This window comes from Kocuria oxytropis (assembly GCF_040981195.1).
Taxonomy (GTDB): Bacteria; Actinomycetota; Actinomycetes; order Actinomycetales; family Micrococcaceae; genus Kocuria; species Kocuria oxytropis.
The window spans coordinates 201,422-222,751 of the sequence record NZ_JAVFXA010000001.1; the positions used below are offsets into that span (position 1 = coordinate 201,422).

At 75.4% G+C, this 21,330-nt stretch carries 19 protein-coding genes; 11 read left to right on the top strand and 8 right to left on the bottom strand.

Features of this window, described 5'->3' with window-relative positions; all coding sequences use genetic code 11:
* Positions 1–6 precede the first annotated feature (6 nt).
* Positions 7–849 carry a DNA-formamidopyrimidine glycosylase family protein gene (locus QYM41_RS00920; protein ID WP_368797856.1) on the top strand — a complete coding sequence of 281 codons (843 nt, stop codon included), beginning with the start codon at positions 7–9 and terminating at the stop codon, positions 847–849.
* Positions 850–925: 76 nt separating this feature from the next.
* Positions 926–2,506 (top strand): stealth family protein, encoded by a 1,581-nt coding sequence (locus tag QYM41_RS00925; RefSeq protein ID WP_438612534.1) that lies wholly within the window; start codon positions 926–928, stop codon positions 2,504–2,506.
* A gap of 61 nt (positions 2,507–2,567) precedes the next feature.
* Here QYM41_RS00925 and QYM41_RS00930 read toward each other — a convergent pair whose 3' ends face one another.
* Positions 2,568–3,287 (bottom strand): hypothetical protein, encoded by a 720-nt coding sequence (locus QYM41_RS00930; protein ID WP_368797857.1) that lies wholly within the window; start codon positions 3,285–3,287, stop codon positions 2,568–2,570.
* A 494-nt stretch (positions 3,288–3,781) separates the two neighbouring features.
* Here QYM41_RS00930 and QYM41_RS00935 point away from each other — a divergent pair, with 494 nt between their 5' ends.
* Positions 3,782–4,033 carry a DUF6458 family protein gene (locus tag QYM41_RS00935; RefSeq protein ID WP_368797858.1) on the top strand — a complete coding sequence of 84 codons (252 nt, stop codon included), beginning with the start codon at positions 3,782–3,784 and terminating at the stop codon, positions 4,031–4,033.
* Positions 4,034–4,168: 135 nt separating this feature from the next.
* Here QYM41_RS00935 and QYM41_RS00940 read toward each other — a convergent pair whose 3' ends face one another.
* The 3 genes from QYM41_RS00940 to QYM41_RS00950 form a co-directional block, all read right to left on the bottom strand.
* The gene (locus QYM41_RS00940) at positions 4,169–5,272 is read right to left on the bottom strand and encodes a pyridoxal-phosphate-dependent aminotransferase family protein (RefSeq protein ID WP_368797859.1); all 1,104 of its coding nucleotides are present in this window, start codon (positions 5,270–5,272) and stop codon (positions 4,169–4,171) included.
* 102 nt (positions 5,273–5,374) lie between these two features.
* Positions 5,375–5,749: a hypothetical protein gene (locus QYM41_RS00945; RefSeq protein WP_368797860.1), complete on the bottom strand. Its 375-nt coding sequence runs from the start codon at positions 5,747–5,749 to the stop codon at positions 5,375–5,377.
* Positions 5,750–5,982: 233 nt separating this feature from the next.
* Entirely contained in the window at positions 5,983–7,182 is a 1,200-nt protein-coding gene (locus tag QYM41_RS00950) for an MFS transporter (protein WP_368797861.1), read from the bottom strand.
* A 31-nt stretch (positions 7,183–7,213) separates the two neighbouring features.
* On the opposite strand from QYM41_RS00950, the gene QYM41_RS00955 reads away from it, so the two are divergent.
* Together QYM41_RS00955 and QYM41_RS00960 are read left to right on the top strand one after the other, a co-directional pair.
* Positions 7,214–7,654 (top strand): rhodanese-like domain-containing protein, encoded by a 441-nt coding sequence (locus tag QYM41_RS00955; RefSeq protein WP_368797862.1) that lies wholly within the window; start codon positions 7,214–7,216, stop codon positions 7,652–7,654.
* A 251-nt stretch (positions 7,655–7,905) separates the two neighbouring features.
* Complete coding sequence (locus tag QYM41_RS00960; RefSeq protein ID WP_368798137.1) at positions 7,906–8,358, top strand: nucleoside deaminase; 453 nt, start codon at positions 7,906–7,908, stop codon at positions 8,356–8,358.
* 383 nt (positions 8,359–8,741) lie between these two features.
* Here QYM41_RS00960 and QYM41_RS00965 read toward each other — a convergent pair whose 3' ends face one another.
* On the bottom strand, positions 8,742–12,248 hold the full coding sequence (locus QYM41_RS00965) for a proline dehydrogenase family protein (RefSeq protein ID WP_368797863.1): 3,507 nt from the start codon (positions 12,246–12,248) through the stop codon (positions 8,742–8,744).
* A gap of 128 nt (positions 12,249–12,376) precedes the next feature.
* On the opposite strand from QYM41_RS00965, the gene QYM41_RS00970 reads away from it, so the two are divergent.
* A complete protein-coding gene (locus QYM41_RS00970; RefSeq protein ID WP_368797864.1) occupies positions 12,377–13,330 on the top strand; it encodes a LysR substrate-binding domain-containing protein in 954 nt (317 codons plus the stop codon).
* Here the strand turns inward: QYM41_RS00970 and idi are convergent.
* A complete protein-coding gene (idi, locus tag QYM41_RS00975; protein ID WP_368797865.1) occupies positions 13,302–13,853 on the bottom strand; it encodes an isopentenyl-diphosphate Delta-isomerase in 552 nt (183 codons plus the stop codon). The two genes, QYM41_RS00970 and idi, sit on opposite strands and share 29 nt — an antisense overlap.
* A 121-nt stretch (positions 13,854–13,974) precedes the next feature.
* Between idi and QYM41_RS00980 the strand changes: the two genes are divergently transcribed.
* The 4 genes from QYM41_RS00980 (at position 13,975) to QYM41_RS00995 (ending at position 18,112) form a co-directional block, all read left to right on the top strand.
* Positions 13,975–14,916 carry a pseudouridine synthase gene (locus QYM41_RS00980; RefSeq protein WP_368797866.1) on the top strand — a complete coding sequence of 314 codons (942 nt, stop codon included), beginning with the start codon at positions 13,975–13,977 and terminating at the stop codon, positions 14,914–14,916.
* Positions 14,913–16,166 (top strand): DUF418 domain-containing protein, encoded by a 1,254-nt coding sequence (locus tag QYM41_RS00985; protein WP_368797867.1) that lies wholly within the window; start codon positions 14,913–14,915, stop codon positions 16,164–16,166. Before QYM41_RS00980 ends, QYM41_RS00985 begins: the two co-directional genes overlap by 4 nt.
* Positions 16,167–16,209: 43 nt before the next feature.
* Positions 16,210–17,472: a glycoside hydrolase family 76 protein gene (locus tag QYM41_RS00990; protein WP_368797868.1), complete on the top strand. Its 1,263-nt coding sequence runs from the start codon at positions 16,210–16,212 to the stop codon at positions 17,470–17,472.
* Positions 17,473–17,569: 97 nt separating this feature from the next.
* Positions 17,570–18,112, top strand: coding sequence for an NUDIX hydrolase family protein (locus QYM41_RS00995; RefSeq protein WP_368797869.1), 543 nt, complete (start codon positions 17,570–17,572; stop codon positions 18,110–18,112).
* A 45-nt stretch (positions 18,113–18,157) separates the two neighbouring features.
* Here QYM41_RS00995 and QYM41_RS01000 read toward each other — a convergent pair whose 3' ends face one another.
* Entirely contained in the window at positions 18,158–19,231 is a 1,074-nt protein-coding gene (locus QYM41_RS01000; protein ID WP_368797870.1) for an FUSC family protein, read from the bottom strand.
* A gap of 200 nt (positions 19,232–19,431) precedes the next feature.
* Between QYM41_RS01000 and tgt the strand changes: the two genes are divergently transcribed.
* On the top strand, positions 19,432–20,745 hold the full coding sequence (gene tgt / locus QYM41_RS01005; protein WP_438612529.1) for a tRNA guanosine(34) transglycosylase Tgt: 1,314 nt from the start codon (positions 19,432–19,434) through the stop codon (positions 20,743–20,745).
* Here tgt and QYM41_RS01010 read toward each other — a convergent pair.
* On the bottom strand, positions 20,727–21,194 hold the full coding sequence (locus QYM41_RS01010; protein WP_368797872.1) for a universal stress protein: 468 nt from the start codon (positions 21,192–21,194) through the stop codon (positions 20,727–20,729). The genes tgt and QYM41_RS01010 overlap by 19 nt on opposite strands.
* Positions 21,195–21,330 lie beyond the last annotated feature (136 nt).

Below are 21,330 nucleotides of genomic sequence, written 5' to 3' on the forward strand. Positions count from 1 at the left end.
GCGACCGTGCCCGAGGGTGACACCGTCTACCGCCAGGCCGCCCTGCTGCGCCGCGCCCTGGCCGGGAAGATCCTGACCCGCAGCGACCTCCGGTTCCCCTCGATCGCCACCGCGGACCTGGCCGGGCGCACCGTGACCGAGGTGGTGCCGCGGGGCAAGCACCTGCTGATCCGCACCGACGGCGGGCCCGGCGGCCTGCCCCCGCTCACCCTGCACTCCCACCTGCTCATGGAGGGCATGTGGCACGTCTACCCGCGGGGCGCCCGCTGGCGGCGCCCCGGCCACCAGGCCCGGGCGGTGCTCGAGAACGAGAGCGCGCAGGCCGTGGGGTTCGACCTGGGCATGCTGGACCTCGTGGCCACCGCCGACGAGGACGACGTGGTGGGCCACCTCGGCCCGGACCTGCTGGGGCCCGACTGGGACCGGGCCGAGGCCCTGGCCCGGCTCGCCCGGCATCCGCACCGGGCCGTGGGGGCCGCGCTCATGGACCAGCGCAACCTCGCCGGGATCGGCAACGTCTACCGCAACGAGGTGCTGTTCCTCCAGCGGCTGCACCCCTTCACCCCGGTGGCCGAGGTCCCCGACCTCGGCGCGGTCGTGGACCTCTCCCACCGGCTGCTGCACGTCAACCGGGACCGCTCGCAGCGCTCCACGGTGGGCGGCCCGGCCCGCCGCGGGGAGCAGTTCTGGGTCTACGGCCGCGGCCGGCAGCCGTGCCGCCGGTGCGGGGCCCCGATCCGGGAGGCGCGGATCGACGACGCCGAGCTCGTGCCGGGCGAGCCCTACCCCGGGCCCCCGCGGGACCGCGCGGTGTGGTTCTGCGAGCGCTGCCAGCCCCTGCCCCGCTGAGTCGGGTCGGCGCGGCTTATCATGAGAGCGCCGCCACGGCGGCCCGACACCATGAGGAGGCACCATCAACACGACCCTGCTCGGCGCAGAGTACTTCGCGGCACCCGAGGACGGCGCGGACGGCGAGGAGTTCCGCTCGGCGTCCCGTGCCTCCGCCGCGGCCCTGGACCAGCGCCAGGACGTGGTCCGCTACAAGGACCGCTTCGCCCTGCGGATCACGGACCAGACCCCGCACGACGTCATGGTCCAGAACCTGCTGTTCCTGCGCGGGGTCCTGGACTCGGCGGGCGTCGACTACCTGCTGGTGCGGGGCAACGACGAGCGTCCCGTCATCGCGGTGGACCTCAAGGACCGGCCCCGGCTCCGGCAGGCGCTGGTGGACGCGGCCGTGGGCGAGCCGTACTACGTCAAGCCGATGGACACGAAGAAGAAGACCGTCCAGCTGCTGGCCGACGGCGAGCTGTCCTCGCGCCGCAACGCGCGGGTCCTGCGGCTGTTCCGGCCCTACTACTCCGCCGAGGCCGAGCTCTACTACGGCGCCGGCACCGGAGTGCAGGTGGAGCTGTGGGAGTTCGGCGAGGAGGAGATCCGGCTGCCCATCGAGAACTCGCTGACCCGGCGCACCGTCCCGGTGGCCGAGGCCGTGCGCGGCACCGTGGAGCGCTTCGGCCTCACCTGGCCCACGATCGAGAACATGTTCGCCGACCACGCCATCGACATCGACTTCGCGGTCGACATGATCTTCTCGTGGGTGGACGGCTCCGACGAGGAGTACCGCAGGGTCCGGGCCTCCTACATGGCCGACGCCGTGGTGGGCGAGGGCGACGCGCACGAGGCCCGCTTCCGGCAGGTCGACGAGCTCAAGTACGCCCTGCGCTCGGTGCACATGTTCGCCCCGTGGGTGCGCAACATCTACATCGCCACCGACTCCCGGCCGCCGGCGTGGCTGGCGGAGCACCCGCGCGTGCGGGTCGTGCGCAGCGAGGAGTTCTTCGCGGACACCTCGGCGCTGCCGATCTACAACTCCCAGGCCGTGGAGGCGCAGCTGCACCGCATCGAGGGCCTCTCGGAGCACTACCTGTACTCCAACGACGACATGTTCTTCGGCCGCCCGATCGGCCCGGCGCTGTTCTTCTCGCCGGGCGGGATCACGAAGTTCGTGGAGAACGAGACCCGCATCGGCCTGGGCGAGAACTCCGCCGAGCGCTCCGGCTTCGAGAACGCCGCCCGCGTCAACCGCCGGCTGCTGTGGGAGCGCTTCGGCCGGATCACGACCCGTCACCTGCAGCACTGCGCCGCGCCCCTGCGGCGCAGCGTGGTGGCCGAGATGGAGCGGGAGTTCCCGGCGGAGTTCGCCCGCACCGCGTCCAGCCGCTTCCGCGCGGCGGACAACATCTCGGTGACGAACTCGCTCTACCACTACTACGCGCTGCTGACCGGCCGGGCCGTGACCCAGGAGACGGCCCGCACGCAGTACGTGGACACCACCACCCGCTCCGGGCTGCGGCAGATGGAGAAGCTGCTCGGCCGGCGCAACCTGGACATGTTCTGCCTCAACGACGGCAGCTTCCCGGAGGTGCCCGGTCCTGAGCGCGCGGAGCGGATGACGCAGTTCCTCGAGCGCTACTACCCCATCAAGGCGCCCTGGGAGAAGTGACCGCGGGACCGGGCGGGGCCGGCGCCCGATCCCCCGCGCCGGCCCCGCCCGTCACCGGGGCTCAGACCCGCGGACGGTCCCCGGTCCCCGTGTCGCCCTCGGCGCGGGCGCGCCCGTCCGTCCCGGCGTCGCCGTCGGTCCAGTCGTGCCCGTCCGTCCCCGTGTCCCGGCCGAACCGGTCACGATCGTCCGTCCCCGTCTCACGGCCGAGCCCGGAGTCACCGGGGGTCCTGTCCCGCCGGTCCGTTCCGGCCTGATCCGCCGGGCCGTCCTGCCAGGGCGCCCCGTCGGAGCGGTCGCCGGGGCCGGTGGCGTCGTCGTGGTGCCCCTGCGGCGTGCTGCCGCCGGTGGGGTCGTCCTCCCGGTGCTCGTGCGGCGTGCCGCGACGGGCTGAGTCGTCCCCGTCCTGCTCGTGGGGTGCGCCGCCGAGGGCGGCGTCGTCCCCGTCCGGGGCGAGCGCCGCGGCGTCCCGGCGGTGGGTCTCCGCCTCCCGGCGCACCTTCTCGGCGTCCTCGGCACGGCGCTGGGCGTCCTGGTCGAGGCGGTCGGCCTCGATCCGGGCCCGATCGGCCTCGGCGCGGGCGGCGTCGGCGTCCGCCTTGCGCTCGCGGGCGGAGAGCTCCTCCTCCTCGCTGCGGGCGCGCAGCTCGGCGGCGCGCTGCTGGTTCTCCCGCCGCTCCACGGCCTCGTGCTCCTTCTTCCGGCGGCTGCCGGCCAGCACGGCCACGACGACCACGGCCAGCACGACCACGGCCAGCACGATCCAGATCCAGGTTTCCATCGGATGTTCCTCCTCGGTAGGGCCCCACGTGCCTCCATGGAAGCAGAGCCGGACCGGAGCGGCCAGCAGCCGCGGCGTCGTGGCCGGGAGCGATCCGCGCGACCGTGCCGCACCCGCGTCGCCGGGGCCCCGTGCACGGCGCCCGGACGGGTGCGCACGGTGGGTCCCCGCCACGGCCTTCCGCCCCCGTCCGGGCACGGGGCCCGGAGTCCCCCCAGGTCAGGGCGGGAACCTGCCGTGCGCTGCGGACCCGCCGCCGCGGCGTGCCGGTGCGCCCGGGACGTCCCCGGGGGTGGGCGGGGCGCCGGGACCGGTCCCGGCGCCCGCCGCCCCGGTGCGCTCATGACCGAACATGACTCGATGCGGGGCGGCGGAGCACCGCCGCCCCGCCTCGACCACCCGTCCCGCGGCCAGGGCGCGTCCCCCATGATCGAGCATGGATTTGCTTTACTTAACGCATTCGCGCTCCATCCGCCCTCCCGAGAGGACCCGCCATGCGCCTCAACCCCGCCGGCCCCCTGATCACCATCGCCGTCGGCCTGATCCTCTGGCTGGCGCTGCCGTCCGTCGTGGGCCCCGTCAATCTCGCCCTGGCGGGCCAGATCATCGTCTGGGTGGGCGTCGCCTACCTGGCGCTGGTCCTGATCGGCGCCGCGGTGCCCTCCCGGCGCCGCTCCACCCGGCGCACCGTGGCGGACCCCGGCACCGGGGAGCGCATCGAGCGCTCCGAGACCGACCTCACCTGACCGGTCCCCGCCCTTTCCGCCGCACGCACCGGTTCCGCCCGAGATGCCCGGAGGTGCACCGGCTTCTCGGGCCGAACCGGTGAGTTCGGAAGAGGGCGCCGGGCGCGGAGCGGCCGGCGGGAGGGGCGAGGGCGGTCACACCGGGGCGGGGACCTTCCGCAGCGCCTCCTGCAGGGCGCCCAGGACGAGGGCCACCGAGCCGGGGTTCGCGTTGGGGCCCATCAGGCCGATCCGCCACACCGTGTTCGCGTACTCCTTCACCCCCGCCCCGATCTCCACGGAGAAGTGCTCCAGCAGGTAGGACCGCACCCGGGCGGAGTCCACGCCCTCGGGCACCCTGACCGTGGTCAGCTCGGGCAGGCGGTGCCCCTCGGCGGCGAACAGCTCCAGCCCCATGTCCTGCAGTCCGGCCTGGAGGGCGTCGCCGGCGGCCTGGTGGCGGGCCCAGACGTTCTCCAGGCCCTCCTCGGCGATCCGGCGCAGCGCGGCGTCCAGGGACGCGATCATCGCCGTCGGCGCGGTGTGGTGGTACGTCCGGGCGCTCCCCCGGGCCTCCCCCACGTAGCCGCCGAGCATGCCGAGATCGAGGTACCAGGAGCGGGGGTGCTGCACGCGGCGCTCGAACGCGGCGTCCGAGATCGTGAACGGCGCCAGCCCCGGGGCCACCCCGAGGCACTTCTGGGTGCCCGCGTAGCCGAGGTCCACGCCCCAGTCGTCCGCGCGCAGCTCGATGCCGCCGATGGACGTCACGGCGTCCACGAGCAGCAGGGCATCACCCTTGAGCGCCCCCAGGGCGGCGATGTCGGAGCGCACGCCGGTGGAGGTCTCCGCGTGCACCGCCGCGATGATCTTCGGCGCCGGGTGCGCCTCCGCGACGCGCTGCGGGTCGACCGGCTGCCCGTAGGGGAAGTCCACGCGGACCACCTCGGCGCCGCACCGGGCCGCGACGTCGCACATGCGCTCGCCGAAGAGTCCGTTGACGGCCACGACGACGACGTCGCCCTCCTCCACGGTGTTGACGAACGCCGCCTCCATGCCGGCGGAGCCGGTGGCGCTCAGCGGCAGGGTGCGCCGGTTCTCCGTGCCCCAGACCGCGCGCAGGCCGTCGCAGGCGCTGTCCATGACCTCGAGGAAGGCGGGGTCCAGGTGCCCGAGCAGCGGGTGGCCCAGGGCCGCCGTGGCCTCCGGATAGGGATTGGACGGGCCGGGACCGAACAGGTGTCGCTGGATCAGGGGCACGGTGCACTCCTCGGGGAACGGGTGGACAGGTCCGCCGTCCAGCCTATGGCCTGCCCGCACCGCACGCGGCCGGGTCGCCTCCCCGGCAGGTCGCCGCCGGCGTCACCGGAGGCCGAGGCGGTGCAGCAGCGCCCGGACACCTCGCCCCGGCGCACCCCGCGGTGCCGGGCGGACGCCCGGGACGCCGTCCGGGGCCGGCCGGCGGGGCGGCCGGGCGAGCCGGGCCCAGGCGGCGAACATCGCGCTGCCCTCGGTGGCCGCCACGCGGTTCTGGAGCGTGCGGCGCCCCGCGGGTCCCTGCACCACGCCGGTGCGCTTGTCGTAGGTGAAGCCGTCGTCGAGGACGATGTGGTCCTCGGTCTCGGCGACCACGGTGTACAGCACGACGTGCTCGCCGGGATCGGCGCCGGGGTGGACGGCGGCGCGGGCGCCCGGGTGCGTGGCGCCGCCGTGGTTGAAGTCGAACAGGTCGGCCATGGGAGGGGGGCCCTCCTGGTGGGCTCGGGATCCGGGTCGCCGGTGCGGCGACCGGCCGGTCCGGGCCCGGTGGGGCGGCAGCCCGGCGCGGCGGGTGGGTGTCTCCCACTCTAGCGACCGGCCGCCCCGCGGCCGAGGCCGCCCGCCCCGCGGGAGCTCCTCCGGTCCCGCCCGACCGGCAGCACGGTGGCGTCGCGGACGGGGTCGTTCCCGGCCCACCCCGGGCGGTGGTCTCAGTGCCGCGGCACGGCCGGCCGACGGGTCTCGTACATCCGCACCGCCACGACCACGGCGGAGACGGCGCTGATGCCCGCGGCGGTCCAGACGGCCGCATGCAGGCCGAGGAGATCGGCCACGATCCCGCCCAGGACGGCCCCGACCGCGTACCCCAGGTCCCGCCAGACCCTGTAGACGCCCACGGCCCGGCCGCGCCACACCGGATGGGCGACGTCGCCGACGACCGCCAGCAGGGTCGGGTAGACCATTGCGGTGCCGGCCCCCAGCAGGGCCGTGCCGGTGGCCCAGCCGGCGAAGCCGTCGGCCAGGGCGATCACGGCCAGGGCCGCGGCCTGGGTGGCCATCCCTGCGGTGATCAGGTGCTTGCGCCCGAAGCGGTCCGACGCCGCTCCGGTGACCAGCTGCCCGATCCCCCACACCCCGGGGTAGAGGGCGAAGAGCAGACCGATCTGGGCCACGGTGAGCTCGGCCGTGGCGAACAGCAGGGGGAACAGCCCCCAGGACAGCCCGAAGTTCAGGTTGTTGACCAGGCCCGCCTGGCTGGCCGAGGACAGGGCCGGCTCCCGCAGACTGGTCTGCGCCACGATCTGGCGGTCGGTGAGCTGCGCGTGCAGGTGGTCGTGCATCCCGTCGGCGCGCGGGGTGTGCCGGCCGGCGTCGAGCAGCGCGTGGCCGCGGGTCTCCCGCACGAACGCCCCGGACAGCAGCAGGGCCAGGGCGGTGTAGGCCAGCCCGAGCAGGAAGGGGGCCGGGCGCAGCCCGTACTGCTCGGCCAGGTACCCGGCCAGCAGGGAGGTCACGGCCACCGCCCCGTAGCCGGCGGCTTCGTTGAGCCCCATCGCCAGGCCGCGCCGGGCCGGGCCCACGAGGTCGATCTTCATCACCACGGTGGTCGACCAGGTCAGACCCTGGTTGATCCCCAGCAGCACGTTGGCCCCCACGACCCAGCCCCAGTTCGGAGCCCAGATCAGCATCAGTGGCACGGGCACCGCGAAGAGCCACCCGGCCAGCAGCACGGGTTTGCGCCCGTACCGGTCGGAGAGGGTGCCGGCGAACCAGTTGGCGGCCGCCTTGGTAATCCCGAACGCGGCGACGTAGGTGAGGATGACCGTGTAGCCGGTGAGGCCGAACTCCGCCTCGGCCCACCTGCAGGTGCTCCGGCACGCCGGGCTGGTGACCACCCGCCGGGAGGGCACGAGGATCCACTAGGACCTGGCGGGCCTGGACGTGGCACGCCTCTACGAGCAGCTGCGGAGCGTGGCCGGGGACCGGGTGGCCGCGGTGGAGCGGGCCCGCGAGGACTACCTCGGGTCCGTCCCCGTGCCCCGTCACGGAGAGGGGCCCGAGCGGGAGGTGCCTCGCGACGAGCTGCTGGGCCGTGCCTCCCGCGGGGAGGTGGTCGTCCTGGACGTCCGCCCGGCCGAGGAGTACGCCGCCGCCCACATCCCCGGCGCCGTCTCGATCCCGCTCGAGGAGCTCCCGGCACGCCTGGAGGAGCTGCCGGCCGGGCAGGAGGTCGTCGCCTACTGCCGGGGCGCCTGGTGCGTGCTCGCCCACGAGGCCGTGGCGCTCCTGCGGGCCCGGGGCCGGCGGGCCCACCGGCTCGAGGACGGACTGCTGGAGTGGCGTCTGCACGAGCTGCCCCTGGCCACCGACCGCACCCCCTGAGACCGGGCGGGCCGCCGCCCGTCGTCGTTCCCGTTGTGGTCGAGCACACTGCTCGGTAGCCTCTGGAGAAGCCCACGGCGGGCCCGGGCGTCCGGGCCGTCCACCGGGGCGGACCCGCACCTCCGACCCCGCAGCGACCCTCCCCGGCGCGCGCCCCCGCCCGGCCGGGGACGCTCCGCGGCGGTCCGCGCGCCCACCCCGGGAGACCCCCATGGACACAGACCGCACCCCGCCCCCCCGAGACCCGTGAGCTGCTGCTCGAGGCCATCGAGCTGGCGGTCGGCAACGCCGCCGACGACGGCGGCCCCTTCGGGGCGGTCGTCGTCGCCGCCGACGGCCGCCGCTTCACCGGGGTCAACCGGGTGACGGCCGACAACGATCCCACGGCGCACGCGGAGGTCATGGCGATCCGCACGGCCTGCCGCGAGCTCGGCACCTTCGACCTCTCCGGCGCCACCCTGTACAGCAGCTGCGAGCCGTGCCCGATGTGCCTGTCGGCCTCGCTGTGGGCCCGGCTGGACGCGGTCTGGTTCGCCGCCGACCGGCACGACGCCGCGTCCGGCGGCTTCGACGACGCCGAGTTCTACGAGTACTTCGCCCGGCCCGAGCACGAGCGGTCCCTGCCGGTGCTCCCGGTGGCCCTCGACGAGCGCACCGCGCCGTTCGAGGCGTGGGCCCGCAACGCCGCGCGCACCGCCTACTGAGCGGCGGCGCGGGCCCCGGACTGTGAGCTTGCTGACGAAATGAGGGTCGGCGGGTGACCTGTCCGTACCCTGGTTCCGTCGAGTCGCGGCCGGCCGACGGGTCCGATGTGCGCTGCACGTGGGGGGACACCGGAGGACGCCGGCCGGACTCCCAGCGCGCCGCCCCCGTGCCGATCCGCCGGGGGCGGCGCCGTTCGTCACGGCCTGTCGTCACGGCCTGTCGTCACAGCCCGTCGTCGCCGGCCTGCGCGGACCGGAGCAGCCCGCGGCACGGCCGTGCGACCGGCACGGCCGCCGCGGCGCCCCGGCCGCGCACCGCACAGCACGGCGGCCCCGGGCCGCGGACGACGGGTCCGCGGCCCGGGGCCGCCGTGGGTCCGGAGCTAGATCAGCTCGTCCGTGAGGTGGTTCGGGGTGCCGAACCGGTGGGCGGTGATGCTCACCGCCTGCTCGTGCAGGAACGGCAGCATCTCCACGCGGCCCGCCCCGGTGACGGGGTGGGCGTAGACCGCGAGGTCCGGGCGGGAGCCGGTCGCGGCGATGAGCGCGGCGCGGTCCCCGCCGATCAGGCGGACGCGGCCACCGCCGAGGGCCGGGGCCCCCGCCAGCCAGGCGGCGTCGTCCTCCACCGTCACCGGAACGCCGCGGTCGGTCAGCACCGCGCGCACCGTGGCGGGCAGCTCGCGCGCCGAGGAGACGGTCAGCCCGGAGCCCGCCCGCAGCCCCGCGGCGAGCACGCGCAGCAGATCCGCCAGCGGCTCGCCCTCGGACAGGCGCACCGTCACGGGCAGGGACAGGTAGCGGAAGACGTTGCGCTCGGCCTGGAGCCCCGTGACGTCCCGGGCCACGCCGAACTCCTCGGCCCAGGCGGCCTCGTCGTTGCGCAGCGCCCGCTCGAGGCCCTCCGCCTCGGCCGGGTCGAGATCGGCCGTTCCCGAGTGCGCGGCCTGCAGCAGCTCCACGACGGCCTCGTCGGCCACGGGGAGCCCCTCCCCGTGGAGGGGCGCCGGCTCCCACTCGCCCAGGCCCATGAGGTAGCTGGGGCCGCCGGCCTTGGTGCCGGGACCGACCGCGGACTTCTTCCAGCCGCCGAACGGCTGACGCTGCACGATGGCCCCGGTGATGTGCCGGTTGACGTAGAGGTTGCCGGCCTGGACGTGCTCGAGCCAGTAGCCGATCTCGTCGGGGTCCAGGGAGTGCAGCCCGCCCGTGAGCCCGTACTCCACCTCGTTCTGGAGGGCCACGGCCTCCTCCAGGGTCTCGGCGGTCATCACGCCGAGCACCGGGCCGAAGTACTCCACCATGTGGAACTCGGACCCGCGCTGCACCCCGGTGCGCACGCCCGGGGTCCACAGCCGGCCGGACCCATCGAGCTGCTGCGGCTCGATCAGCCAGGACTGCCCCTCCTCGAGGGTGGTGAGGGCCTGGAGCAGCTTGCCCTCGGCGGGTTCCGTGAGGGGTCCCATCTGCGCGGCCGGGTTGGTGGGGTGGTCGACGGTCAGGGAGGTCACGGCGTCCACGAGCTGGTTGCGGAAGCGGTGGGACTGCGCCACGGAGCCGACGAGGATCACCAGGGAGGCGGCCGAGCACTTCTGGCCCGCGTGGCCGAACGCCGAGTAGGCGACGTCCTTGGCGGCGAGGTCGAAGTCCGCGCTCGGGGTGACGATCAGGGCGTTCTTCCCCGAGGTCTCCGCCAGCAGGGGCAGGTCGGAGCGGAACGAGCGGAAGAGCTCGGCGGTCTCGTAGGCGCCGGTGAGGATCAGCCGGTCCACCGCCGGGTGGGAGATCAGCTGGCGGCCGAGGGCCCGCTCCTCGAGGTCCACGAGGGCGAGCACCTCGCGGGGGATCCCGGACGCGTCCAGGGCCTCCCAGATGGCCTCCGCCACCACCGCGCCGCAGCGCTTGGTGGGGCCGGCGGGCTTGAACACCACCGGGGACCCGGCGGCCAGGGCCGCCAGGGCGGAGCCCGCCGGGATGGCCACCGGGAAGTTCCAGGGCGGGGTCACCACGGTGAGCCGGGAGGGCACGAAGGACGCGCCGTCGACCTCGTCCAGCTCCCGGGCGCGCTCGGCGTAGTAGTGCGCGAAGTCGACGGCCTCGCTGATCTCCGGGTCCGACTGGTCGAGGGTCTTGCCGGCCTCGGCCGCGGCGACCTCGAGCAGCTCGGCACGGCGGGCCGCCAGGGCGTCGCCGGCGCGGTGGAGCACCTCGGCGCGCTGGGCACCGGTCAGCGCGGCCCAGCCGCGGCCGGCCTCGAGGGCCGCGTCGATGACGCGGTCGAGCTCCTCCTCCGTGCGCAGCGCGGCGGCGGCGACGGTCCGCACACCGGCCGTCGAGCCGGGCACCCGGTCGAGGATCGCCCGACCCCAGTCCCGGTTGGCGGCGACCGCCGGATCGGTGTCCGGGGTGTTGGCGAACGCGTCGGTCGGGGCGGGAGGCTCGGGCAGCCGGCGGTCCTGGACCCGGTGGGGGGCCGGAACGGTGTCGTCGAGGCCCGCCAGGGACGCGAGGAAGCGCTGCTTCTCGCGCTCGAAGAGCTCCTCGTCGTCGGCGAGCTCGAAGACCGCGGACATGAAGTTCTCCCGGGAGGCCCCCTCCTCGAGACGGCGGATCAGGTAGGCGATGGCCACGTCGAACTCGGCGGGGTGCACCACCGGGGTGTAGAGCAGCAGGGACCCGACGTCGCGCTTGACGGCCTCGGCCTGGCCGGTGGCCATGCCCAGGAGCATCTCGAAGTCCACGGCCCCGGACACGCCGCGCTCGGCGGCCAGCAGCCAGGCGAAGGCGATGTCGAAGAGGTTGTGCCCGGCCACCCCGATGCGCACGGCGTCCGCGTGCTCGGGCTGCAGCGCGTAGTTGAGGACCCGCTTGTAGTGGGTGTCCGAGTCCTGCTTGGTGCCCCAGGTCGCCAGGGGCCAGTCGTGCAGGGAGGCCTCGACCTGCTCCATGGGCAGGTTGGCGCCCTTGACCACGCGCACCTTCACGGGGGCGCCGCCGGCGGCGCGGCGGCCCCGGGCCCACTCCTGGAGGCGGATCATCGCGGCCAGGGCGTCGGGCAGGTAGGTCTGCAGGACGATGCCGGCCTCGAGGTCCCGGAACCGGGGCTGGTCGAGGATCCGGGTGAAGACCTCGAGGGTCATGTCCAGGTCCTTGTACTCCTCCATGTCCAGGTTGATGAACTTGGGGGTGGCGAAGGAGGCGGCCTGCGCGTACAGCGGGGAGAGCTTCTCGACGACCTCGTCCACGGCCTCGTCGAAGGCCCAGGCCGAGTGCGGGGCGACGGTCGAGGACACCTTGATGGACACGTAGTCGACGTCGGGGCGGGCCAGCAGGTCGTGGGTGCCCCGCAGCCGGCGGGCGGCCTCGTGGTCCCCGAGCACGGCCTCGCCCAGGAGGTTCACGTTGAGCCGGACGTCGTCCTTGCGGATCTTCGCGATCGACTTCCCCAGCTTCGCCTCGCTGGCGTCCACGATGAGGTGGCCCACCATCTCGCGCAGCGCCCGCCGGGCCGCCGGGATCACGACCTGCGGGGCGACCGGGGCGAGGGCCCCGCCCGCGCGCACGGCGGAGCGCAGGTACCACGGCAGGAAGGCAGGGACGTTCGGCGCGAGCCGGGCCAGGTTGCGGGCGGCCACCCGGACGTCCTCGGGGCGGATGACGCCGTCGACGAAGCCCACCGTGAAGTCCAGGCCGCTGGGGTCCTGGAGCACCCCGGCCAGCTGCTCGCCCGAGGCGTCCTGGGGGAACTCCTCCGCCTCGGTGAGCCAGCGGCGGACCGTGGCCACGGCCTGTTCGGGCAGCGACGCCGGAATGGCGGCGTGGGGCAGGGTGCGTCCGCTCTCGGGCAGGCCCGCGGCCTGCGCTGCCGGAGGGACGGGGATCGTCGTCATGGGTGGTACTCCCTGGATTGGGTGGAAAGCACTGCGGTAGCTCCACTATGCGGCCCAGCACGATTCGGATAAAGTGATGTTTTCCACAGATCATTCATCAGCTGGACTGACGTATTGGGGGCGGCGCCGTGCTGGACGTGCGCAAGCTGCGGCTGCTGCGGGAACTCGCGCTGAGGGGCACCCTCGCAGAGGTCGCCGCGGCCCTGAACTTCAGCCCCTCGGCGGTCTCCCAGCAGCTCTCGGCGCTGGAGAAGGAGGCCGGGGTGGCGCTGCTGTCCAAGTCCGGCCGGCGGGTCCAGCTGACCCCGCAGGCGGAGATCCTGGTGGCGCGCACCACGGAGCTGCTCGACGTCCTGGAGCGCATGGAGGCGGACCTCGCGGCGTCCCTGAGCACGGTCACCGGCACCGTGCGGGTCGCCGTGTTCCAGTCCGCGGCCCTGGCGCTGCTCCCGGAGGTGCTCGGCACCATGCGCCGCGCGCACCCCGAGGTGCGGATCGAAATGGTGCAGGCGGAGCCGGAGCGCGCCCTCTACGAGACCTGGACCCGGGAGTTCGACGTCGTCGTCGCGGAGCAGTACCCCAGCCACGCCGCCGCCCACCACCCCGACCTGGACCGGCGCCGGCTGATCACGGACGCCATCCGGCTGGCCGTGCCGCCCGGCCCCGAGCACGCGTCCGTCACCTCCCTGCGGGAGGCCCGCGAGCTGCCGTGGGTCATGGAACCGCGCGGAGCCGCCTCGCGGCACTGGGGTGAGCAGCTGTGCCGGCGGGCGGGCTTCGAGCCGGACGTCCGGTTCTCGACGGCGGACCTGCAGGCCCAGACCCGGCTCGTGGAGTCCGGCAACGCCGTGGCCCTGATGCCGGACCTCATGTGGGCGGGCGGGCCCTCGCCCTGCCGGCTGGTGGACCTGCCCACCGGGCCGCGGCGGACGGTGTTCACCTCCATCCGCGGGTCGAGCGCGCACCGGCCGGCGATCCTGGCGCTGCGCACCGCCCTCGAGACGGTGGCCGCCGAGCTGGCCGAGCGGATGGAGCAGGAGGACGGACCGGCCGCTACGGGCGGCGGGCCGCCGGTCCCGTGAGCGCCGCGCGCAGCCGCTCGTCCGCGACCTGCTCGAGCAGCCAGGGGCTGAGCAGGAACGGCGCGGCCTCCGCCGCGGTGAACAGCTCCTCCGGGGCGATCCAGGCGACCTCCGCGACCTCCGCGGGCAGCGGCCGCGGCTGGCCGGTGGCCCGGGCCACGTAGACGGGGCAGAACTCGTTCTCCACGATCCCCGAGGCGTCCACCGCGCGGTAGCGGAAGTCCGGCAGCACCGCCGTCATCCCCGTCACCGCGAAGCCCAGCTCCTGGCCCGCCCGGCGGGCGATGGCCTCCACGAACCCCTCGCCGGGGCCCGGGTGGCCGCAGAAGCTGTTGGTCCACACCCCCGGCCAGGTCTTCTTCGCGAGTGCCCGGCGGGTGAGCAGCAGCCGGCCGTCGTCGTCGAGGACGTAGCACGAGACCGCCAGGTGCAGAGGGGTGTCCGTGGTGTGCACCCCGGACTTGGGGGCGGTCCCGATGGGACGGTGCGCGTCGTCCAGGAGGACGACCTCTTCGGTGGCCATGGGCCTCGTTCCGGTCGGCGGTCGGGTGGGCTGCCCGTCCATTCTGGCAGGCCCGGCGGGCCCGCGGAACGGCCGCCCGCCGAGTGGACAACGGGGCGCGGGCGGAGCACGATCAACAATCATGCGACGACGTCGGCACTCCTCCGCCCCCCTGCCCCTACGGGACGGGGTGGACCCGGTCCGGGTGCGGCTGCCGGCCACCGCGGGGGAGCCCGCCGGGACCGTGCTCGGCTACCTGCTGAGCCGGTTCCCCGCGGCCGCCCCGGAGCTCGAGGCGCTCCTCGCCGAGGGCGGGATCGTCGACGACGCCGGGCGGCCCCTCGCCCGCGACACCCCCCTCCGCCCCGGCGGCTCCGTCTGGTACCACCGCGCCCTGCCCGTGGAGCCGGAGCTGCCCGGTGACCTGCCGGTGCTGCACGAGGACCGGTGGCTGCTGGCGGTCGACAAGCCCCACGGGCTGCCCACCACACCGCGCGGCGGCTTCGTGGCGCAGAGCGCGCTCGTGAAGCTGCGCCGCTCCCGCGGGGAGGACCGGCTCTCCCCGCTGCACCGGCTCGACCGCGGCACCGCCGGGGTGCTGCTGCTCTCGCGGGACCCCGGCACCCGCGCCCGGTTCCAGGTCCTCTTCCAGGAGCGGGCGGTGGCCAAGGAGTACGAGGCCGTGGCCGGGCACCGGCCCGGGCTGCGCCTCCCGCGCCTCGTCGAGTCCCGCATCGTCAAGGACGGCACGAGCCTGCAGGCGCGGGAGGTCCCGGGTCCCGTCAACGCGCGGACCACGGTCGAGCAGGTGGGACGGCCGTTCACGGACGCGGAGGGCACGTGGGCCCGCTACGCCGTGCGGCCCGAGACCGGGCGCACCCACCAGATCCGGGTGCACCTGGCCGGGCTGGGCATCCCCGTGCGCCACGACCCCCTCTACCCGCACGTGCGCCCGGCCGGCGCCGAGGACCCCGGGCGGCCCCTGCAGCTGCTGGCCCGCCGGATCGCCCTCGTCCACCCCGTGACCGGCGAGCCGCTCGTGCTCGAGAGCCGGCGCGCCCTGACGGCCGGGGACCCCGCGTGAGGCCTCCGCGCGGTCCCCGCCCCGGGCAGCGCGTGCCGGCGCCGGACGTGGCCCGGGGGCTCATGCTCTGGGTCATCGCGGTCGCCAACATCACCGTGTGGATCTGGGCGGCGGGGCCCACCGACGGCCCCCGGGAGCGCACCCTCGGCACCGGGGCGGACACCGCGGCCTGGACGGCCGACGACGTGGTCAACATGGCCATGTCGATGCTCGTGGACGGCCGCGGCTTCCCGCTGTTCTCGTTCCTGGTCGGCTACGGCGTGGGCCAGATCGCGGCCCGGGAGGCCGCCCGCGGCACGCCCCTGCCCGGGGCGCGCCGGCTGCTGCTGCGCCGCTACGGGTGGCTGCTGCTCGTGGGCGCCGTGCACGCGTGCCTGCTCTTCCCGGGCGACATCATCACCGCCTACGCGTTCGGCGGGCTGCTGCTCGCCGTGCTGATCGCCGAGAGCACGCTCACCCTGGTGGTCCTCGCGGCCCTCGGCTCCGTGCTCATGGTCCTCTACGGCGCGGCCAGCTGGGCGGTGCGCACACCGGGCACCCCCTCCTTCCCCAGCCTGGTGGCGGACTCCCTCCCGGAGCGGCTGGCGCTCGGGCTCGCCGAGGGGCTGAGCGTGGTGACCCTGGCCCCGCTCCAGCTGCTGGGCCTGCTGCCCATGCTGCTGCTCGGCCTGGCGCTGAGCCGCTACCGGGTGCTCGAGGACCCCGGGCCCCGCCGCGCCCGGCTGCTCGCCACCGCCCTGACCGGCATCGGCCTCGGGCTGCTCACCGGCGCCGGCACCGGGCTCCTGACCACGGACCGGCTCGACCCCTCCCCGGTCGCCGGGGCCGTGCTCACCGGAGCGGACGCGGTGACGGGGGCCGCGCAGGGGATCGGCTACGCGCTCCTGGTGGCGCTGGTCTGCGAGCGGGTGCTGCGCCCCGCCCCCGGCGCCGCGCCCGGCCCGCTCCGGGCGCGGGAGCACCCCGCGCTGTGGTCGCTGCAGGCGCTCGGCCGCCGGTCGATGAGCGGCTATCTCGCCCAGTCCGTGCTGTTCACCGTGCTGCTGCCCCCGTTCGCCCTGGGGCTCGGCCGCTCCCTGACCCCCACCGCGGCCCTGCTCCTCGGCTCCGCCGTGTGGCTGGTCACGCTGCTCGGCGCGGCCGCGCTGGCGGGCCGCGGCGTGCCCGGACCGGCCGAGACCCTGCACCGGCGGCTGTTCCTCGGCCCGGCGCGCGAGCGCGGCGGGCCGCAGTCCCCCGCGAGCGCCTAGGCTCGGTCGCAGCACCTCACCCCACCAGCACAGGAGTCCCCGCATGCCCACGACCACCGGCGCGAGCGCCGCGCCCCGCACCGCGACCGACGACGCCGCCGGCCCGGCCGGTGCCGCAGGCGTCCCCGGACGGGCCGCCGCGCGCGCCGACCTGGCCGCCCGCTCGGTCCGGGAGCTGTTCACCGGGCGGGCGCTGGGGGTGCCCGGCACGCTGCTCGGCGCCCCGGCCCACCCCCGGCCCGCGTCGCCGGGCGCCCCCTGGCACTACTGGTGGCAGGCGCACCTGCTCGACGCCCTGGTGGACGCGGGGCTGCGGCACCGGGACGACCCCGCCCGGGCCCGGGAGTTCCGCCGGGACGGGCACCGGCTGCTGCGCGGCATCACCCTGCGCAGCGGTGGCCGGGTGACCCGCAACTCCTACTACGACGACATGGCGTGGCTGCTGCTGGCCGTGGGCCGTCTCGCCGGGCTGGACCGGGCCCTGACGGGCCGGGCGGACGTCGCGTGCCTCGACGCGGGCAGCGCCCTGCTCGCCCGGCTCGAGCAGGGCCACACCGGGGACCTCGGCGGCGGCGTCTTCTGGAACACCCGCCACGACGTCAAGAACACGGCGTCCTCGGCGCCCACGGCGCTGGGCTTCGTGCGCACGCACCGTCCGGAGCAGGCCCGCGCGGTGCTCGACTGGCTGCGGGACGTGCTCTGGGACCCGCAGCGGAAGGTCTTCCGCGACGGTCTGCGCCTGGTCGCCGCCGGCTCCGGCGCCGAGGTGACACGCCTGGACGAGAGGCTGTTCAGCTACAACTCCGGCCCCGTGCTCGGCGCGCTGCTCGAGCTGGCGGACGCCCCGGGCACGAGCGCTCCGGACCGGGCGGAGCTGCTGCGCACGGCCGCCGACGTGGTGGCGGGCGCCGCGCAGGAGTACGGCCGTGAGCTGGACGGGCGCCCCGTCCTGCGCACCCACGGCGGCGGGGACGCCGGCCTGTTCAGCGGGATCCTGGCCCGCTATCTCGCCGCCGCCGCCCTGCACCCGGACCTGCCGGTCGCGGCGCGCCGCACCGCGGCCGGGCTCGTGGAGGGCACCGCCGACGCCCTGTGGGCGGGCCGGCGGGAGTTCGACCCGGCGGTGGACTTCAGCGCCCCGGGCGGTGCGGCCGCGGCGGGCGGCGGCCCGACGGTGGCGATCTTCTCCCCGGACCCGGCGCGGCACGCCGACGAGTCGCAGCGCCCCGGGGTGCCGGTCGAGCTCTCCACCCAGGTCCAGGCGTGGACGGTCCTGGAGGCCGCCGCCCGGCTCGCCCGCCCGTGACCGGCGGCCGGGACCCCGGCTCCGCTGTGCGCTGAACCGGCCGCTCGGGGCGGCGGCGACCGTGGCCCCGCCCCGGGTCTTGGGATAGAACAGCAGTATGAACTTCCTCCGCACCCCCGATCCGAACCCCGGTTGGCTCAACGAGGACGATCTGCAGGAGGCCCGCCGCCGCCTGCCGATGGTCTACGTGCAGGCACTGCCCGTCCGGCTCGACCCGCTGGGCTACCTCTCGGAGATCGGGCTGCTGCTGCAGGCCACCCCCCAGGGCGAGATGATGTACACGCTCGTCTCGGGGCGGGTGCTGTACCGGGAGACCATCCGGGCCGCGCTGCTGCGCCACCTGGAGAAGGACCTGGGCGCCATGGCGTTCCCCCAGCTGCCGGTGTCCACCACGCCCTTCGCCGTGGCCGAGTTCTTCCCGTCCCCGTCCGAGACGGGCCTGACCGACGACCGCCAGCACGCCGTGGCGCTGAGCTACATCGTCCCGGTGCGCGGCGAGTGCAGCCCGCGCCAGGACGCCCTGCAGCTGTCCTGGCTGAGCCCGGAGGAGGCGCTCAGCCCCGAGGTCCAGGCCGAGTTCGCGGGAGGACGCGGGGACCTGGTGCGCCAGGCCGTGGCCCACGCGGGCTGGGGCCGCTGAGGACGCCCGCCCACGCCGGCCGGGGACGCTGAGGACGCCGCGGACTCACCGCCGTTCCGGCGCGCCGCCGGCCCGGAGGAGCACGGCCCGCGCGGCCCGGTCCGCCTCCCGCTCCCGGCGGGTGCGCAGGACGAGGACGACCACGAGGCCGCAGGCCGCCCCGATCACCGTCTCCACGGCCCGGGCCTGGAGCAGCGTCCCGGTCGCCACGGGGTGCGCCAGCTGGGTCATGAGCAGGGCGAGCGGCGTGATGAACAGCAGCGCCAGCGAGTAGTTGCGGCCCACGAAGAGTTCGGCCAGGAACTGGAAGAGGATCACGAACACCACCACGTGCCACTGCTGCAGGGACATGGACAGCAGGAACGCGGTCACCGCCACCCCGCCCAGGGTCCCCACCACGCGGTGGACCCCCCGCTGCAGCCGGGCCGTCAGGTCGGGGGCCGCGATCGGGGCGGCGGCGGCGACCATCGCCCAGTAGGTGTACGACAGGCCGCTGGCCGCCCCGAGCGCACCGGCCGCCGAGGTCGCCACGAGGAACCGGGCGCCGTGCACCCACAGCTGACCGGCGCTCGGGCCGGGCGGCGGGGGCACCGCCGCCACAGGGCCGGTGCACCCCTCGCCCACCCAGCGTGCCGCACAGCCGAGCAGCACGGACAGCCCCGCGGAGAGCGCGGCGATCAGCACGGCGAGCCACACCGGCACCGCCCCGGGCAGGGAGTCGATGGCACCGACCGCGAAGACGAAGAACAGGGATCCGGCGGGCCGGAGCCGCCAGAACGCCGCGAGCACCGCCGCGAGCCCGGCCGTGACGGCGGTGACCGCCAGCACCACGGGTTCGGGGGCGGCCGCGTTCGCGAGCAGCGAGCCGACGCCCACGCACGCGCAGGGCATCAGCCCGGCCTGCGACTGGTGCAGGACCCGTTCGCGCAGGGGCTCGTGGCGGGCGTAGATCGCGGTGAACGCGCCGAACGCCGCGTAGATCGTCAGGTCGGCACGGCCCAGCAGCACCAGCAGCACCAGCGGGACGGCGATCGACAGCGCGATGCGCGCCGCCGGGACGTGGTCCCGCTGCGGCGGGTGGAGGGTGAAGAGCTGGCGCACGGGGTTGCTGGGGCTCACTGGGTCGACGACCGCCTGTCTTCCGGGTGGGTGGGGGCTCCTCGCCGGGACCGGTCGGACGGTGCGGGACCGTGCTCCGCCCCGGCCACGCGGGCACCCCTCCATCAAAGCCCGCCGGGCTCCCCGCCCGGCCCGCCCGGCCCGGCCGGGCACGCCGCGGCCATGAGGTCCGTCACCCGCCGGCGCCCCGCCCACCGGGGATGCCCCACAATGGTGGGGTGCCCGCACCGGACCAGACCCGCCCCCACCCCGCCGCCCGCTCCGCCTTCGGCTTCGAGCTGGAGCACCGCCTCGCCGAGACCGCCGCGGTCCCCGGCCGGCGCGTCGAGGCCAACGGCGGCCCGTTCCGGGGCCGCACCGGGACCATCACCACCCCGCACGGGACGATCCGGACCCCCGCCTTCGTACCGGTCGGCACCGCCGCCACCGTCAAGGCCGTGCTGCCCGAGTCCATGGCCGAGCTCGGCGCGCAGGCCCTGCTCGCCAACGCCTACCACCTCTACCTCCAGCCCGGCGCCGACGTCCTGGACGCCGCGGGCGGGCTCGGCGCGTTCATGAACTGGCCCGGCCCCACCTTCACGGACTCCGGGGGCTTCCAGGTCATGTCCCTGGGCTCCGGCTTCCGGAAGGTCATCGACATGTCCACCGCCGGCGGGGCGGGGGACGACGACGTCGCGACCGGCAAGGAGCGCCTGGCGCGCGTCGACGACGACGGGGTCACCTTCACCTCCCACATCAACGGGGACGTGCACCGGTTCACCCCGGAGATCTCGATGCAGGTGCAGCACCGGCTGGGCGCGGACATCATGTTCGCCTTCGACGAGCTGACCACGCTGCACAACTCCCGCGGCTACCAGGAGACCTCCCTGGAGCGGACGCGACGGTGGGCGCAGCGGTGCGTGGCCGAGCACGCCCGGCTCACCGAGGAGCGCGCCGGCCGGCCGTACCAGGCCCTGTTCGGCGTGATCCAGGGCGCCCAGTACGAGGACCTGCGCCGCCGCGCGTGCCGGGACCTCGCCGCGATGGACTTCGACGGCTTCGGGATCGGCGGGGCCCTCGAGAAGCAGAACCTCGGCACGATCGTGCGCTGGTGCACCGAGGAGCTGCCCGAGGACCGCCCACGGCACCTGCTGGGCATCTCGGAGCCGGACGACATCTTCACCGCCCTCGAGAACGGCGCGGACACCTTCGACTGCGTCTCCCCCACCCGGGTGGCCCGCACGGGCGCGGTGTACGCCCCGGACGGCCGCTTCACGGTCAGCAACGCCCGCTTCCGCACGGACCTCGCCCCGATCGACGACGACTGCGACTGCTACACGTGCGCCCACTACACCCGGGCGTACCTGCACCACCTCTTCAAGGCGAAGGAGCGCCTGTCCGCCACGCTCACGTCCATCCACAACGAACGGTTCGTGGTCCGGATGGTGGACGGCGCCCGCGAGGCCATGGCCGACGGGACCTACTTCGAGTACCGGGACGAGGTCCTTGGCCGCTACTACTCCGGCCGGCCCTGAGCCCCCCGCTCCTCGGCCGGGTCCTCGTGGATCACGAGCACCGGGCACGAGGCGTGGGAGACGCACGCGGCGCTGACCGAGCCCAGCAGCAGCCCGCGGAAACCGCCGTGACCGCGCCGTCCGACCACGAGCATCGTGGCGTCCTCGCTCTCGTGCACCAGGACCTTGGACGGGTGGCCGAACACCACGGAGGTGCTGAACCCGGCCGGGAGGTCGTCCCCGAACGCCTCGTGGACGGCCTTGTCGACCCGCTTGCGGGTGACCTCGTCGAAGTTGTCGCTGCCCAGCGGGACGTAGCCCGCGTACTCGGGCGGGTACTCCCACGCCCCGACCGCCCGGATGCCGGCGCCCAGGACGGGCGCCATCCGCGCCGCCCAGCGCAGGGCCTCCACGGACTGCGGGGAGCCGTCGACCCCGACGACGATCGCTGCTGCGGTGGTGTTGTCCATGCCTGGTCCTTTGCTCGAGTGATCACCTTGGCGTGATCAGTATCACAGAGCCCGGGGCGGCACGCCCACAGGTGCGCCGGATCGGCCGGACGGCCCGTGCCGACCACCCGCCCGGCCGCCGCCGGGACCGGACGGC

What these genes read in the sequence shown, in the direction of transcription:
- QYM41_RS00935 (WP_368797858.1), top strand. Translation starts at nt 3,782, where the DNA reads ATGCGCCTCAACCCCGCCGGCCCCCTGATCACCATCGCCGTCGGCCTG.
- QYM41_RS00990 (WP_368797868.1), top strand. Translation starts at nt 16,210, where the DNA reads ATGCCCACGACCACCGGCGCGAGCGCCGCGCCCCGCACCGCGACCGAC.
- QYM41_RS00930 (WP_368797857.1), bottom strand. Translation starts at nt 3,287, where the DNA reads ATGGAAACCTGGATCTGGATCGTGCTGGCCGTGGTCGTGCTGGCCGTG.
- QYM41_RS00995 (WP_368797869.1), top strand. Translation starts at nt 17,570, where the DNA reads ATGAACTTCCTCCGCACCCCCGATCCGAACCCCGGTTGGCTCAACGAG.
- QYM41_RS01010 (WP_368797872.1), bottom strand. Translation starts at nt 21,194, where the DNA reads ATGGACAACACCACCGCAGCAGCGATCGTCGTCGGGGTCGACGGCTCC.
- tgt (WP_438612529.1), top strand. Translation starts at nt 19,432, where the DNA reads ATGCCCCACAATGGTGGGGTGCCCGCACCGGACCAGACCCGCCCCCAC.
- QYM41_RS00965 (WP_368797863.1), bottom strand. Translation starts at nt 12,248, where the DNA reads ATGACGACGATCCCCGTCCCTCCGGCAGCGCAGGCCGCGGGCCTGCCC.
- QYM41_RS00980 (WP_368797866.1), top strand. Translation starts at nt 13,975, where the DNA reads ATGCGACGACGTCGGCACTCCTCCGCCCCCCTGCCCCTACGGGACGGG.
- idi (WP_368797865.1), bottom strand. Translation starts at nt 13,853, where the DNA reads ATGGCCACCGAAGAGGTCGTCCTCCTGGACGACGCGCACCGTCCCATC.
- QYM41_RS00945 (WP_368797860.1), bottom strand. Translation starts at nt 5,749, where the DNA reads ATGGCCGACCTGTTCGACTTCAACCACGGCGGCGCCACGCACCCGGGC.